Annotated in this window: 12 protein-coding genes; 3 read left to right on the plus strand and 9 right to left on the minus strand. The window is 67.9% G+C overall.

Annotated features, from left to right (window positions below; translation table 11 throughout):
- Positions 1 to 6: 6 nt before the first annotated feature.
- The 3 genes from QFZ60_RS19265 to lysS form a co-directional block, all read right to left on the minus strand.
- Positions 7 to 339 (minus strand): Lsr2 family protein, encoded by a 333-nt coding sequence (locus QFZ60_RS19265; RefSeq protein WP_056337539.1) that lies wholly within the window; start codon positions 337 to 339, stop codon positions 7 to 9.
- A 129-nt stretch (positions 340 to 468) separates the two neighbouring features.
- Positions 469 to 645, minus strand: coding sequence for a hypothetical protein (locus QFZ60_RS19270; protein ID WP_307092566.1), 177 nt, complete (start codon positions 643 to 645; stop codon positions 469 to 471).
- 2 nt (positions 646 to 647) lie between these two features.
- On the minus strand, positions 648 to 2,180 hold the full coding sequence (lysS, locus tag QFZ60_RS19275) for a lysine--tRNA ligase (RefSeq protein ID WP_307092567.1): 1,533 nt from the start codon (positions 2,178 to 2,180) through the stop codon (positions 648 to 650).
- Positions 2,181 to 2,254: 74 nt separating this feature from the next.
- Here lysS and QFZ60_RS19280 point away from each other — a divergent pair, with 74 nt between their 5' ends.
- Positions 2,255 to 3,169 carry an alpha/beta fold hydrolase gene (locus tag QFZ60_RS19280; protein WP_307092570.1) on the plus strand — a complete coding sequence of 305 codons (915 nt, stop codon included), beginning with the start codon at positions 2,255 to 2,257 and terminating at the stop codon, positions 3,167 to 3,169.
- Here QFZ60_RS19280 and atzF read toward each other — a convergent pair.
- From atzF to QFZ60_RS19305, 5 genes are all read right to left on the minus strand, one after another.
- Positions 3,147 to 4,991, minus strand: coding sequence for an allophanate hydrolase (gene atzF / locus QFZ60_RS19285; protein WP_307092571.1), 1,845 nt, complete (start codon positions 4,989 to 4,991; stop codon positions 3,147 to 3,149). The two genes, QFZ60_RS19280 and atzF, sit on opposite strands and share 23 nt — an antisense overlap.
- Positions 4,988 to 8,704 carry an urea carboxylase gene (uca, locus tag QFZ60_RS19290; RefSeq protein ID WP_307093393.1) on the minus strand — a complete coding sequence of 1,239 codons (3,717 nt, stop codon included), beginning with the start codon at positions 8,702 to 8,704 and terminating at the stop codon, positions 4,988 to 4,990. Before uca ends, atzF begins: the two co-directional genes overlap by 4 nt.
- 11 nt (positions 8,705 to 8,715) lie before the next feature.
- A complete protein-coding gene (locus QFZ60_RS19295) occupies positions 8,716 to 9,393 on the minus strand; it encodes an urea amidolyase associated protein UAAP2 (protein ID WP_307092573.1) in 678 nt (225 codons plus the stop codon).
- A 150-nt stretch (positions 9,394 to 9,543) separates the two neighbouring features.
- On the minus strand, positions 9,544 to 10,266 hold the full coding sequence (locus QFZ60_RS19300; protein WP_307092575.1) for an urea amidolyase associated protein UAAP1: 723 nt from the start codon (positions 10,264 to 10,266) through the stop codon (positions 9,544 to 9,546).
- 41 nt (positions 10,267 to 10,307) lie between these two features.
- Positions 10,308 to 11,810, minus strand: coding sequence for an amino acid permease (locus QFZ60_RS19305; protein ID WP_307092576.1), 1,503 nt, complete (start codon positions 11,808 to 11,810; stop codon positions 10,308 to 10,310).
- Between the two features lie 229 nt (positions 11,811 to 12,039).
- On the opposite strand from QFZ60_RS19305, the gene QFZ60_RS19310 reads away from it, so the two are divergent.
- Positions 12,040 to 12,711 (plus strand): TetR/AcrR family transcriptional regulator, encoded by a 672-nt coding sequence (locus tag QFZ60_RS19310; protein ID WP_307092577.1) that lies wholly within the window; start codon positions 12,040 to 12,042, stop codon positions 12,709 to 12,711.
- 59 nt (positions 12,712 to 12,770) lie between these two features.
- Positions 12,771 to 13,607 carry an alpha/beta fold hydrolase gene (locus QFZ60_RS19315; RefSeq protein ID WP_307092578.1) on the plus strand — a complete coding sequence of 279 codons (837 nt, stop codon included), beginning with the start codon at positions 12,771 to 12,773 and terminating at the stop codon, positions 13,605 to 13,607.
- A 69-nt stretch (positions 13,608 to 13,676) separates the two neighbouring features.
- On the opposite strand, the gene QFZ60_RS19320 is transcribed toward QFZ60_RS19315, so the two are convergent.
- The gene (locus tag QFZ60_RS19320) at positions 13,677 to 15,158 is read right to left on the minus strand and encodes a DHA2 family efflux MFS transporter permease subunit (protein ID WP_307092579.1); all 1,482 of its coding nucleotides are present in this window, start codon (positions 15,156 to 15,158) and stop codon (positions 13,677 to 13,679) included.
- Positions 15,159 to 15,256 lie beyond the last annotated feature (98 nt).

Genomic DNA, 15,256 nt, shown 5'->3' on the forward strand with positions numbered 1-15,256 from the left:
GCAGTCCTAGGAATTTGCCTTTTGGTAGGCCTCCTGGATTTCAGCCTGAATTCGGCCGCGGCTGTTAACGGTGTAGCCGTTATCCCGGGCCCATTGCCGGATTTGTGCCGAATCGTGGCTGCGGCCTCCCGTTGGAGCCTTGGCCCTCTGGGTGCTGCGGCCGCCGGATGCCTTGCGTGCAGCGTTAATGAACCTCTCCAGCGAAGACCGAAGTTCAGCGGCATTGCCTGCCGACAGGTCAATCTCGTAGTTGACCCCATCGAGGCCGAACTTAACATTCTCGTCTGCGGATCCCCCATCCAGATCATCAACGAGGATGATGTTTACTTTCTGTGCCATTAAAGGTCTTCCTCTTGGGTTTTCAGAAAAGCAGGATGTTTCCCAAAAAAATTATGACTCTTATCTTGGCAACGCGTCAAAGCGCCTATTGGTTCCTTGGGGATAAAGCCGGAAAGAAGGGGGATTTATCTATTTGGATTCCGGGCCGGGACGGTCCGCGGGCTGCGCCGGGAGGGAATCGGCTTCGGCCTGCGCGCGGGCTTCCGCCTGCCGCTCGGCCTTGTCCGCATTAAAGATTGCCTTCATGGCGAACCAGAACAGCAGGCCCACCACCAGGGAGGGAAGAATGACTGCCACGTATTCCATGATCAGTGCCCTTCGGGCTTCAGCAGGGGGAACAGGATGGTTTCGCGGATGCCGGCGCCTGTGAAGAGCATGACCAGCCGGTCGATGCCCAGGCCGATGCCGCCCATGGGCGGGGCACCGTATTCCAAGGCGCGCAGGAAGTCCTCGTCGAGCTGCATTGCCTCCACGTCACCGGCGGCCGCATGCAGGGACTGCTCGGTAAGCCGCTCGCGCTGGATGACGGGGTCGATCAGTTCGGAGAAGGCAGTGCCGCGCTCCATGCCGCCGATGATCAGGTCCCAGGCCTCGATCAGCCGGCCGTCCTCGCGGTGCGGGCGGGCCAGCGGCTGGGCGGACGGCGGGTAGTCGTAGACGAAGGTGGGGTTCAGCAGGGTTGGTTCGACAATCTCGCCGAACAGCTCAACAGCCAGCTTTTCGGCGTCCCACTTGGGGTCCACCTTGACGTCGTGCTTTTCCGCGATCCCGCGAAGCACCTCAGCGGGCGTGTCCGGCGTGATTTCCTGCCCAACGGCGTCGGAAAGTCCGGGGTAGACGGCCAGCCAGGCCCACTCGCCGTCGAGGTTGATCTCGCCGGCCTCGGTCTGCAGGACACGGCCGGCACCCACGGCGTCGGCGGCGTCGAGGATGATTTCCTTGATCCGCTCGGCCATGACGAACTGGTCCGCCCAGGCCTCGTAGCACTCAAGGGTGGTGAATTCGGGGCTGTGGGTGGAGTCCACGCCCTCGTTGCGGAACACGCGCCCCATGTCGTATACGCGGTCGATCCCGCCCACCACGGCGCGCTTGAGGTACAGCTCGGTGGCGATGCGCAGGGTCATCTTCTGGTCGAAGGCGTTCATGTGGGTCTCGAACGGGCGGGCAAGGGCACCGCCGTGGACCAGGTTCAGGATGGGGGTTTCCACTTCCACGTAGCGGTGCCGGAACAGCGTTTCGCGGATGGAGCGGGTGATGGCGGCGCGGGTGTAGACCATTTCGCGGGCCTCGTCACGGACCATCAGGTCGACGTAGCGCTGGCGGACGCGGGTTTCCTCGTTCAGGTCGGCGTGCAGGACCGGCAGCGGGCGCAGGGCCTTGGAGGCCATGGACCAGGAATCTGCCATGATGGACAGCTCGCCTCGGCGGGAGGAGATGACCTCGCCCTTGATGAAGACGTGGTCACCGAGGTCGACCAGTGCCTTCCAGTCGGCGAGCGCTTCCTCGCCCACGTTGGCCAGGCTCAGCATGGCCTGCAGGCGGGTGGCCTTGCCGTCGGTGCCGCCTTCCTGCAGCGTGGCGAAGCAGAGCTTGCCGGTGTTGCGGACGAAGACGACGCGCCCGGTGACGCCCACGGTGTCGCCGGTGGTGTCGTCCGCCTCGAGGTGGGCGTACTTTTCCCGGATCTCGGCCAGGGAATGCGTCCGCTCCACACCCACCGGGTACGCCTCAGCGCCGCGCTCCAGGAGTTTGGCGCGCTTTTCCATGCGGATCCGCATCTGCTCGCTGGCATCGACGGGCTCAGGGGCGTTCTTGGGCGAGGGGGTGTTTTGGGAAGTCACAATCCACAAGTTTACCGGGCATTGGGTACCCGGGCTCCCAGTCACCGCGCAGGTGTGCACCCTACGATGGGCTGGTGAAAGAACGCGTACTTCCAACGCACGACGGCGGCAGGCTGGCTTTGTACAGTTACGGCACCGAAGAGGCGCCCGGCGACCGGCGGGTGCTGCTGATCGGCGGCGCGTTCCTGACGGCGTTGATCTACCGCCCGTTCTCGATTGCCCTGGCGAAGGGCCTGGGGGACGGCTGGGCGGTGGACGTCTATGACCGCCGGGGCCGGGGAAACTCGTCCGAACAACCGGCGGACTACTCCATGGCCACCGAAATCGAGGATGTCCGGACTGTTCTCAAAGCCACCGGCGCCCGGAACATTTTGGGCCACAGCCTTGGCGGAGCGGTGGCCCTGAATGCGGTGCAGGAGTTCACCGGAACCGCCTTTGTCCCGGACAAGCTGGCGGTGTATGACGCGGCGGTGAACATCGACGGCAGCATCGACACCGCCTGGCTGGACGGGTTCGAGGATGCCGTGAACCAGGGCAGGGTGGGCCACGCGCTGGCGCATATGAAGAAGGCCACCAGCCCGGGCTCAACCATGGCCAGGATCCCCGAACCCGTCCTGGCCGGCCTGATGGCCGTGTTGTCCAGGACCAGGATCAACAAAATGTTCCGCCAGGTCATGCCCAGCGGGGTGGGCGAACTGCGCGCGGCCTACGACGAGAAGGACCATGCCCGGGACTTCAGCGTGCTGCCTGCAAACACCCATTTCATGGCCGGCGGCAAGAGTCCTGCTTACTACAAGGAAACAGCCCAGCGGCTGCACCAGGCAGTTCCGGGCAGCACCTACCTGCTCTCCCCCAAGTGCTTCCACGGCTCCATCCCGGCAGCGGTCAAGGAACTGGTGGCGGACATCTCGGCCTACTTCACGGAAGAACGTCCGGACGGGGAGTCCCGCCCGGACGCAGCTGACGCTATCCGCGCTCCCCGCGGCTGAACCCTGCGAGGGCAGCCTCCCCCAGGTCCCGCCACACCGTCCGGGGCTTCGGCTCCACGCTCCGGTCCGCCAGCCAGTCACCCCAGGCGGTGATGTCCTCACCATCCGCGGCGGCAACGGCATCACAGGCGAACCCGACGGCGGTGGAACCGTCCGCCAGCCGCACGGATCCCAGCAGCATGGGTTCGGGGAGGGACGCCAGGAACGTCCCCAGGGCCGCCGGGGACAGCAGCCACTTCTCCCCCACCAATTCCGCGCCGTCCTCGGACCGGTACACGCCTGGCTTGGGCGGCACGGTGTCCAGCGCCACCATGCGGTAGCGGGCCGCGGTCCGGACCGGGCCAACCCAGGCGGCGCCGAGGACCTCGAGCTGCGACGCCAGCGGCTGGCCCTTTCGGTGCGCACCCACCACCACCAGCGGCACGGCCGTTGCACCGGCTGCCAGCGGCCAGGGCACGGACGACGACGGCTGGGCACCGGCGAGGTCAACCTCGGCTGCCGCGCCGGGAGCGAAGAGGGCGGGAGCGTCCGGGGTTGCCTCCAGACGGCGGGCGATATCCGCCGCCACGGCATCATCGAAGGTCCGGCCCACCACCGTCAGCCCGAACTGGGCGCCGTCCACTTCGCCGGCCGGCACTGCCACGGCGCAGAGATCGAACAGGTTGCAGAAGTTGGTGTAGGTGCCCATCAGCGAATTCACCCCCACCGGGTCCGCAGCCACCTCGGCAAGGGTGGGGTGGAACGGCGTGGTGGGGATCAGCAGGGCGTCGAAACCTTCGAGCTGTGCCATGGCCTTCTGCTTAAGTGCTTCCAGCTTGGCGGTGTCGTTGACGTACCGGTGCGCGGGCACTGTGCCCGCCGCGCGGATGATGCGTTCCACTGTGGGGTCGATGCCCGCCTGGCGGTCCGCGCCGCCGTCGTACGTTTTCAGGAAACCACCCACGGCGGCGTGGCGTTCGGCTACCAGCCCGCCGTCGTACAGCAGCCGGGCGGCTTCGAGGAAGGCATCGAATTCAATGGCTTCCACCTCCACACCCAGGGACTGAAGCCGGTCCACGTTGCGGTGGAATTCGGCTGCCCAGGCGTCAGGTAGTGCCGGCAGGGTTGCGGGATAGGCCACGCGCGGCTTTGACGGCGCAGCCAAACGGACGTCTGCCGGCCACTCCCGGGAGTTGCCTGCCATGACGCCCATGGCGAGCTCGGCGGTGGACAGGTGCCGGGCAAAGATGGTGACGGCGTCCCAGGACCTGCAGGCCGGCACCACCGCTGCTGTGGAGACGACGTCCAGCGTTGCCTTGATGCCCACGATGCCCTGCAGCCCGGCCGGAACGCGGCCGGAGCCTGCCGTGTCCGTACCGATCGCGATGTCCACCAGTCCCAGTGCCACGGCCACCGCGGAGCCGGAACTGGATCCACCGGAGATGTACTCGGGCCGGCGCGAGTCGCGGACGGCGCCGTAGGGGCTGCGCGTCCCCACGAGTCCGGTGGCGAACTGGTCCAGGTTGGTGGCGCCCAGGACCAGGGCGCCCGCGGCGCGGAGCCGGGCCACCGCTTCGGCATCCTTGTCCGGTGTGTAGGCAAAGCCCGGGCACGCGGCCGTGGTGGGGATGCCTGCCACGTCAACGTTGTTCTTGACGGCCAGCAGCAGCCCGGCCAGCGGAAGGTCCGTTCCGGCCGCAGCGGCGGCGTCGATCGAAGCTGCCTCGGCCAGGAGGTCCTCCCCGCTGCGGAGCGTGATCCAGATTTCCGGCCGGTCCACTGTTTCCAACGCCGCCAGTGCTGCTTTGGCACGCCGGGTGGCACTGCCGATTGCCGTGCTCATACTGCTGCCTCTTCCAGTTCCAGCTCTTCCACCCCTGCAGGTTCGGCTGCGCCAAGCACCACCACTGCCTCGCCCGCCACTACCTGGCCCCCGGCCGCCGGCAGGACGCGGAGCACCACGCCATCGCACGGAGCCTCCAGGACCGTTTCCATCTTCATTGCCTCCAGCGATACCAGCGGCTGGCCTTTCACCACCCGGTCCCCGGCCGCCACGTCCACCTTCCAAACACTCGCGGCGAAGGGCGCCGAAACGAGCGAGCCGTCTTCCGGGACCTCCACGTCGTCCATCACGGGAGTGACGACGGCGGCGAGCGCCTCCGCACGGTCGAACTCGCCGGCGTCGGCCCATGCCTGCCGCTCGACGGCGAAGGCGGCTCCCTGCTTTTCCCGGAACGCCTCGATGGACCGGCTGTTCTCGGCCAGGAACTTTTCGTGCTCGGCAAGCGAGAAGGTGCCTTCCTCGATCTCGACGCCGCGGCCACGGCGGGCGGCCATGTCGGCGCGCAGGTCCAGGAGCTCTTCCGGACTGACCGGGTACCAGGAAATCCGGTCGAAGAAGCGCAGCAGCCACGGCGACCCGGGTTCGAACGGGGCGGAATCGGCGTAGCGCGACCACACCTGGGTGGTGCGGCCAACGAACTGGTAGCCACCGGGGCCTTCCATGCCGTAGATGCACATGTACGCGCCGCCGATACCCACCGCGTTCTCCGGCGTCCACGTGCGGGCCGGGTTGTACTTGGTGGTGACCAGGCGGTGCCGCGGGTCCAGCGGGGTGGCCACCGGCGCGCCCAGGTACACGTCGCCCAGGCCCAGCACCAGGTACTCCGCATTGAAGACGGTATCGAAGACGTCGTTGACCGAGTCCAGGCCGTTGATCCGGCGGATGAACTCGATGTTCCAGGGGCACCAGGGGGCGTCGTCACGGACACCGGCCATGTACCGCTCGATGGCCTCGCGGGTGGCCGGATCATCCCAGGACAGCGGCAGCCGGACGCTGCGGCTGGGAACCACCAGTTCGGAGCTCGCTGGCAACGCGGCTTCGATTTCCTGGACCAGGTCCAGCAGACGGGTAGTGGACAGGACGGGCGGGTCCACCTTGATCTGCAGCGACCGGATGCCCGGAGTCAGGTCCACGACGCCGGGCACCCGGAGCGCTTCGATCTGCTGGTGCAGGGCGTGGACACGGGCACGCAGGCCCAGGTCCAGCACCATCTCGCCGTATTCCACCAGCAGGTTGTCGTCGCCGGAGCGGCGGTAGGTGACCGCGGGCCGGCCGGAACCTTCCGGCACCCGGCCCAGCACGCCGTCGTCGCCATCGCCGCGTGCCGTGCGGCTGGTCGCCGTGGCTGCCACGGACGGGCTTGACGACCAATCAGCGTCACCCGGGAGCACCAGCTGGCGGCCGGGTCCAAGGTCCTTGGCCGACGGCGCCTGGCCGGCTTTGATGGGCACGAACCGGACCTTGTCCCCCGGGCGCAGCTGGCCGAGCTTCCAGCGCTCGGCCGTCACCACGGTGACGGGGCAAACGAAGCCGCCCAGGCTGGGTCCGTCCGGGCCGAGCAGGATGGGGGTGTCGCCGGTGAAGTCCAGGGCACCCACCGAGTAGGCGGTGTCGTGGATGTTGGAGGGGTGCAGGCCTGCTTCGCCGCCGTCGGTCCGTGCCCAGCGCGGTTTGGGGCCGATGAGGCGCACGCCGGTGCGGGCGGAGTTGAAGTGGACCTCGTACTCCGAGCTGTACAGCTCCTCGATATCCTCACGCTGGAAAAACTCCGGGGCACCGTGCGGGCCTTCAGCGACGGCCAGTTCCCAGGTGGAGGTAAGGGCGGGACGGCTGTCGAGGGGGACAGCTGCCGTGCGCGCTTCCTGCCCTGGGGCCTGCTTCACAGCGCGCAGCACGTCGCCCGCGCGGAGGACCCGTCCTGCGTGGCCGCCGAATTGGCCAAGCGTGAAGGTGGAGGCGCTGCCCAGGTACTTGGGGATGTCCAGGCCGCCCTGGAACAGGATGTAGCCGCGCAGGCCCTTGCCGGAGGCCGTGCCCACGTCGAGCGTTCCCCCTGCCGGGACAGTCACTGGGGTCCAGGCGGGCACCTCTGTTCCGTCAACTGTCACCGTGACTTTCGCGCCGGTGACGCAAACCGTGGTGGCGTGCGTGAAAGTCAGGCTGGGTCCGGTCATGGTGAACTCGAGCCCCGGCGCGCCTTCGGGGTTGCCAAGGGCGGTGTTGCCAGGCCGGAAGGAGAGGTCGTCCATGGGGCCGCTCGGCGGGACACCGATCTGCCAGAGGCCGATGCGGCCCGGCCAGTCCTGCACACTGGTCTGCAGGCCGGGGCGGCCCACCGTGATGCGCGGCTCAGGGTCCCCCACGTTGTCCAGGGTGCTGGTGGAGTGCTGGACCGCGCGGACCACGTCCATGCCGCTCACGGCGCGAAGCATGCCCAAATTGGTCTCGATCCCGTCGATCCGGGTGTTTTGCAGGGCAGCGGCCAGCCGGTCGAAGGCCTCGCCCCGGGTCGCCCCGGAGGTGATGACCTTCCCCAGGAGCGGATCGTAGTTGGTGGACACCTCGGTGCCGGTTTCCACCCAGGCGTCCACCCGGACACCATTGGTGGCGGGAAATTCCGCGTTGGTGACGGTGCCGGCGCTGGGCTGGAAACCCCTGGCCGGGTCTTCGGCGTAGACGCGGGCTTCCACGGCGTGCCCGGCCACCGGCAATGCGTCCGGAACGTCTGCCAGGACTGCCCGGGCTTCGCTGCCGCCCTGGGCCAGGCGGAGCATCCATTCCACCAGGTCCACGCCGGTCACGGCCTCGGTGACCGGATGCTCCACCTGGAGCCGGGCGTTGACTTCCAGGAAGGAGGCCTCCTTGCGGGCGGAGTCATAGACGAACTCCACGGTGCCGGCGGAGCGGTAGTTAAGGGACGCGCAGAGGGCGCGCGAGCTGCGGTGCAGTTCCTCCCGCAGCTCTGCCGGCAGGTCCGGGGCGGGTGCTTCCTCGAGGACTTTCTGGTGGCGGCGCTGCAGGGAGCAGTCCCGGTCGCCCAGGCTGACCACCCGGCCTTCGCCGTCGCCGAAGATTTGTACCTCGACGTGCCGGGCGTTCTCCACGTAGCGCTCGGCGAAAACCCCTGCTGTGCCGAAGCTGGCGCCGGCCAGGCGGGCCACGCGGGGGAAGCTTTCCACGAGTTCGGCCTCGGAACGGCACACCGTCATGCCGATTCCGCCGCCCCCGCCGGTGGCCTTGAGCATCAGCGGGAAGCCGATCGTGGCGGAGGCCGCGACGGCGGCGTCCACGTCCTCAAGCAGCCCGGAACCGGCGATCATGGGCACCCCGGCCGCGCGGGCGGCGTCGCGCGCTGTGTGCTTGGTGCCGAAGATGCGCAACTGCTCGGCGGTGGGCCCCACGAACACCAGTCCGGCTGCCTCCACGGCCTCGGCGAAGGCGGCGTCCTCGGAGAGGAAACCGTAGCCCGGGTGGATGGCGCCGGCGCCGGTTTCCTTGGCGGCGGCAAGGATCGCGTCCACCCGGAGGTAGGACTCCTTGGCGGGAGCCGGGCCCAGCAGCACGGCTTCGTCGGCGAGGCGGACGTGCTTGGCGCCGCGGTCCGCCTCGGAGAAGACGGCCACGGTCCGGAGTCCCAGCTTGCGGGCGGATTCGATGATGCGGCAGGCGATCTCACCGCGGTTGGCGATCAGAAGGGTGTCGAAGGTGTTCACGTTCCTGCTGTTCACTTGGCAGCCTCCGGCCGGGTGACGATCATGCGGACGGGGGTGGGGTTGAAGCCGTTGCATGGGTTGTTGATCTGCGGGCAGTTGGAGACGAGCACCAGCGTGTCCACCTCCGCCTTCAGCGCCACGCGCTTTCCGGGGGCGGATAGGCCGTCAACGATTCCCAGGGCGCCGTCCGGGTCCACCGGGACGTTCATGAACCAGTTGATGTTGGACACCAGGTCCCGCTTGCCCAGGCCCCAGCGGGAGCCTTCGATCAGGAAGTTCTCCACGCAGGCGTGCTGTTCGCGGGTGTGCTGGCCGTAGCGGAGGGTGTTGGATTCCTGGGAGCAGGCGCCGCCGATGGTGTCGTGCAAGCCCACCTCGTCGGCCACCACGGTCATCAGCGGCGCGCCGGTGTCTGCCCGGAGGACCGAACCGGTGGTGAGGACGATTGACTGCTGTGCGGCGATGGTGGCCGCCGCCGAGTAGCGGTCGGCGGTGTCGGCCGCGGCGTAGAGCAGGCAGTCCACCGCCTGGTTGCCTTCCAGGTCCACGATGGTCAGCACGTCGCCGGCTGCCACCACTGCGGACCAGGGGCCGCGGGCTTCAACGAATTCGTCAAGGACCACGGCGCCGGAAGCGAGGGCAGTGTCGGCGGCGTCCGGGATGGGTTTGGTGTCAATGGCAGTGTTCATCGGGCGTTCCTTGCGGCGAGGTCGTGTTCGGTGTTGCGGAGGGCCTGCAGGTGTTCCGGGGCCAATGGTCCGGCCAGGCTGCCGGCTTCGAGTGCGGCGAGGTCCTGCGGCGCGTGCCAGGCGAGGATGTCGACGGCCGTCCCGGTGAAGTCAGCGCGCGGGTCCAGCGGGTGGGCGGTGTTCGCCAGGACCAGTACCGCGTCCCATCTGGAGCAGGAGTTCGACGGCGGCACCCGGCCCGGCGCTGCCGGTGAAGGTGATGCTTCCGGCCGGGTCCACGGTGATGCCCTTGAAGAAGGAGAGCGACGGTGCCACGTCCCGGGTGCCCAGGCCGTTCTTGAGGGCGCCCAGGGTGAGCAGTTCGCGTGCGGCCGGAGATGCGCTGTGGACGGTTCCGGCGCCGTACTTGGCGGTGTTGCCGGCGAGGGTGGTGGCGCCGGCCAGCGCGTCGTGCCGGGAGGAGGTGTCCGCGACGATGGTTGCCATCAGGCGCCCGGCGTCGGACAGCAGCGGGTGGCCCGTGGCGGGGTAGGCCTGCCATGGGACCTTGACGGTGTCGGCCACGTTGAGGCGTTCGTGGCCGGCGCCGGCGCGGTACAGGAGGGTGTGCACGCAGGCGTCACCGGCGGTGTCGGTGAGCCGGATCCGGGTGCCGCGGGCCAGGGACATGGTGGTGTAGCGGCCAAAGGCGAGGGATTCGGCCCAGGTGGGGGACGCGCCGTCGGGCATTCCGGCCAGAAGGCGGGCCGGGGCGGAAGCTGCCGGCACGTGGCGCATGGTCTCCGCGGTTTTGCCGTGCTGTTCCCTGGCGTGGGCCCGGGCGCCGGCCGTGGTGGCGGTGCCTGTGATTGGCGTTTCGATGGTCTGTGTCATGTCAGTCCTGGGTTGTGTCGAAAAGATGAGGGAAAGGGGTGTCAGGCCTTGGCTGCCAGGTTCCGGCTCCGGACCCAGAGGCCCAGGAGCAGCACGGCGGTGACCATCAGGGGCGCGGACCAGAGCAGGAGGCTGTTTTCTCCCGAGGGGTCGTACACCTCGGGCCGGGGCCACGCCAGGTTGACCACCATGACGCCGCCGTAGAGGACGGCGAGGATGTTGACGGGAAGGCCCCAGCGGCCCAGGGAGAAGAGGCCTGCCGGCATGGTTTGGCCCACCCGGTCCCAGTCGCCGCGGAGGCGGTTGAGCAGCTGCGGGACGGTGACCAGGAGGTAGGCGAGGTAGACCATCACGATGCAGACGCTGCACAGGGTGGTGAACAGGGCGGCGTTGCCCACGTTGATGGCCAGCACCGCAACTGCAAGGGCGCCAATCACGATGGAGGGCCACATGGGCGTGCCGCGGGTGGGGTGGACGGAGGAGAGCAGGGCCGACGCCGGGAGCTTGCCGTCGCGGGCCATGGAGAAGACCAGGCGGGAACCGGCAGTCTGGATCGCCAGGGTGCAGACGAAGATGGCAATGGCCACATCCACCAGCAGGACCTTGCCCCAAAAGGTGCCCAGGACCGCGGTGAGGACGTACGGCAGGCCCTCGGTCGCGAGGCGGCCGTCGTCGAGGCTCGGTGCCGCCATCAGGGCGGTGATGATCATCAGCGCGCCGCCGACGCCGGAGATGAGCAGGGCGGAAAGGATGGTCCGGGGTGCGGTGCGGCGCGGATCCTTGGTTTCCTCGGACAGTTCGCCGGCGGAGTTGAAGCCCACCATGACGTACGCGGCCATCAGCCCCGAGACCAGGAAGGCTCCCACGGCGCCCAGTTCCGATCCCTGCAGCACGCTGGTGTCCGCAACCACCTCCGGCCCGCGCTGGGCGGCACTGATGAGGGCCAGGATGACGGCCGCGACGCCCACGATCTCGCAGGTGACTCCGACGGAGTTGACGTGGGCCATCAGTTTCACGCCCAGGGAGTTGATGATGGTGGTGGCCACCAGGAGGACGGCGCCCAGGACCACGGCGTTGGAAGCACCGGTCACCGTGTTGAGCGCGGGGTCGCCGCCCACCACCTGGAACCCGTCCCAGAGCTGGGGCAGGACCACCTGCAGGGCGATGGCGGCCGCAGCCGCTGTGACCACCTGGGCGATGGCCATGAACCAGCCGGCGAACCAGCCCACGCCTTCCCCGCCGACGCGCCGCGCCCACTGGTACACCGCACCGGAGAGGGGGTAGCGGGCGGCGAGTTCGGCGAAGTTCAGGGCCACCAGCAGCTGGCCCACCAGGACCACCGGCCAGGTCCAGAAGAACGCCGGCCCGGCGAACGAGTAGCCGAACGCGAAGAGCTGGAAGATGGTGGTGAGGATGGAAACGAACGAGAAGCCCGCGGCAAAGGAAGCGTAGCGGCCGAGCTTGCGGTGGAGGGTGGGCTGGTAGCCAAGGGACGTCAGGTCTGCATCATCCTGGTGGACGGTGGGGAGAACGGTGGATGTCATCTGGAATCTCCGGAACTGGAAAGGGATCTTGGGGGCGAAGCCTCCCGGCATTGCAGCGCTCGGCCGAAGGCTGCTGATTACCGGTCACTTGATAGTTTTCCAGCGGGATGTCCCCAAACAGTTTCACCTCTGTAAAAGGCGGATAGACATCTTGTTTCGGGCAGATTTCCGTCCCCTCACAATGCCCGGCGGTGATTTCCGGCGCACCCGTCAGTGCAAGAATGGGGCCGTGACTTCCGCCGGACCGGGCCGCCCCCGCCACCAGCAGTCATCGCGGCCCGGTGCCACCGCCCGCGATGAAATCCTCGACGCCGCGGCGGAGCTGTTCACCACCCAGGGCTTCGCCAGCACGTCCACGCGGTCCATCGCGGACGCGGTGGGCATCCGGCAGTCGTCCCTGTACCACCACTTCAAGACCAAGGACGATATCCTCGAGGACCTGCTCGAGGGGACGGTGTCCGGCGGCCTGACGTTCGCACGTGCTGTGGCCGCGCTGCCCGCCGATGCCCCGGAAACCGAGAGTCCGGCTGGGAGCCGCCTTCACGCCGTCGCGCTTTACGACGGCACCCAGCTGTGCAGCGCGCGGTGGAACCTTGGCGTGCTGTACCACCTTCCCGAGGTCAGGAGCGACCGCTTTGCCCGGTTCCACAGCCACCGCCAGGAGCTCAGGCGGCTGTACGGGGAACTGGGCGCAGGGCTGTCAGCCTCCGCGGGCGGCCCGGACGGCGGCGACTTCACCTTCCGGCTGGTCGAATCCCTGATCTACCTTCGCGCGGACGGCGCCGCCGGTACCGACTCCGCCATGCAGGCCGCGGACGCCGGGCTGATCCTCTGCGGACTCGGGGACCTGTTGCCGGCCATCCGCACGTCGAGCCGGGACCTCATCAACCGCCTGGCGTGACCCTGCGTGCCGCCGGCCGCCGGGATGCCCCACCCGGCTTGCTCGGCTAGGCTCGGAGCATGACGCGAGAGAACATCAGGACCCCCGACGGCGGCACTGTGGAGCTCTTCTCCACCGGCGCTGACCTTGCTTCTGCGGGCTCGGGCGTGGTGGTTGTGCCGCCTTCCATGGTGACGGCTGCGGATTACACCAAGTTCGCCCAGAAATTGAGCGCCGCCCTGGGCCGCCCGGTGCACACCTTCAACCGACGCGGGCGCGGATCCTCGTCCCCGCAGCCCGAGGATTACACGCTGGACGTGGACATCCGCGACCTGGACACCGTCATGAAGCACACCTCCAGCACCGACGTCTTTGGGCACAGCTTCGGCGGCGCCGTTGCCCTGCACGCCGCCCGGACCCTGCCGGTGGAACGGCTCGCCGTCTACGACCCCGCCGTCTCCGTGAACGGCAGCGTCACGGCCGACTGGATCGCGGAGTATGAACGCGCCATCGCCGCCGGAGACCATGACCGCGCCCTCGCCGTGATCCAGCGCGGCCTTGAAGCCGGCGGTTCCTTCTCATCGCGCATGCCGCTGTCCATGCTGACCCTCGCCAACAAACTGACCGCCGGAACCACCGAAGGCAAGCAACAGCGCGAGCTGATGCGCACCGGCGTCCGCGAAATCAAAGCCATCATTGCCGCCGACATGCCGGCCGAGCCGTTCCAGGCGCTTCCCCTGGAGACGCTGATTGTGGTGGGCGAAAAGAGCCCCGCCTACTTCGGCATCGCCTGCGGCCAGATCCACGACGTGCTTTCCGGCTCCAGCTACACCATCCTGCCCGGCCTCGGCCACGACGGCGCCATCAAGGCCCCGGACAGGCTGATCAAGGAACTGAGCGAGTTCTTCGCCGGCTGACCCCCCAAGTAAGTAGCACTAAGTGTCGTTTTGATGCTTCAAAACGACACTTAGTGCTACCCAGTTGGGTCAGTGCGCGCCGTGGCCCGCGCCCGCACCTTCGGTCTTGCGCATCATCGCGGAAAGTACGACGGCGGCAAGGGCTATGACGGTAGCCGTCAGGAAAGCAGCGCTCATCCCGGCGACGAGTCCCGAGGCGGCGCTCACCACAGCGAAGATGGACACCAGGAGCGCCGTTCCCGCGGCGCCGGCCACCTGCTGGGTGGTGCTCATGATCGCTGACCCGTGCGAGTAGAGGTGGGGCGGGAGCGGGTTCAGGCCGGTGGTGAAGGCGGGCGTGAACAGCAGCGCCAGGCCGAAACTCAGCCCCACATGCAAGGTGACGATCCACCACACCGGGGTGCCGGCGTCGAGCATTGAAAACTGCCAGAGGGCCACCACCATCAGGATGGATCCGGTGATGGTGAGGGGCAGCGGACCCACCTTGTCGAAGGCACGGCCGATGACCGGGCCCAGCAGGCCCATGGCAAGGCCGCCGGGAAGCAGTGCAAGGCCGGTCTCGAGCGAACCCAGGCCCCGGACTTCCTGGAGGTAGAGCGGCAGCAGGATGACGCCGCCGAACAGGGCCATCATGGCCACCACCATCAGCAGGACCGAGACGGTGAACATCCGGAGCTTGAAGGCGCGCAGGTCCAGCAAGGGTGCGGCGGCCTTCTGGAGCCGGACCTGGCGGAGGACGAAAACCGTCAGGGCTGCGACGCCGATAACCAGGGCTGCAACGGCCCCGGCACTGGGACCGGCCTGGCCGCCGTGGCCGCCGCCGATCTGGCTCAGCCCGTAGACCAGGCCACCAAATGCGGGGACCGTGAGGATGACGGACAATGCATCCAGCCGTGCCTTTTCAGGCTCGCCCACGTTGGTGAGGTATTTCGCGCCAATGGCCAGCGCAGCGAGGGCCACCGGCAGCACGAAGACGAACATAAAGCGCCAAGTGAAATGCTCCAGGATCAGGCCGGAGACCGTGGGACCCATGGCCGGGGCCACCGAAATGGCGATGCTGACGTTGCCCATGACGGCGCCGCGCTTGGCCAGCGGGACCAGGGTGAGGATGGTGGTCATCAGCAGCGGCAGCATGATGGCGGTGCCGCCCGCCTGGACAATGCGCGCCAGCAGCAGGACCTCGAACCCTGGAGCCACCGCGGCAAGCGCTGTTCCGCCGGCGAACAGGCCCATGGCAAGCATGAAGACGGCGCGCGTGGACAGGCTCTGCAGGATGAACCCCGTGGTGGGGATGACGACGGCCATGGTGAGCATGAACCCCGTGGACAGCCACTGGACCGTGGGAGCGTCCACACGAAGGTCCACCATGAGCCGCTGCAGGGCGACGTTCATGATGGTCTCGTTGAGGATCACCACGAACGTCGCCACCAGCAACGTGCTGATGATGGTCACGGACTCCCGGGACATCTTCTCCGGTGCGGCGGTCTGGGCTTCCCGTCCGGGCGTTTGGACGGACTGACCGCTGGAGTTGGGCGAGGTCTCGGTAGACATGGGTGTTCCCTCAAGGGTTTTTGTGAATGATGCACGGCCGGCGCCGCTGCAGATGCAAACACTCTACCCGCTGGAGTAATTCCTCCATACGGGTTTTT

Origin of the sequence: Arthrobacter sp. B2I5, assembly GCF_030816735.1 — a bacterium.
Lineage (GTDB): Bacteria > Actinomycetota > Actinomycetes > Actinomycetales > Micrococcaceae > Arthrobacter.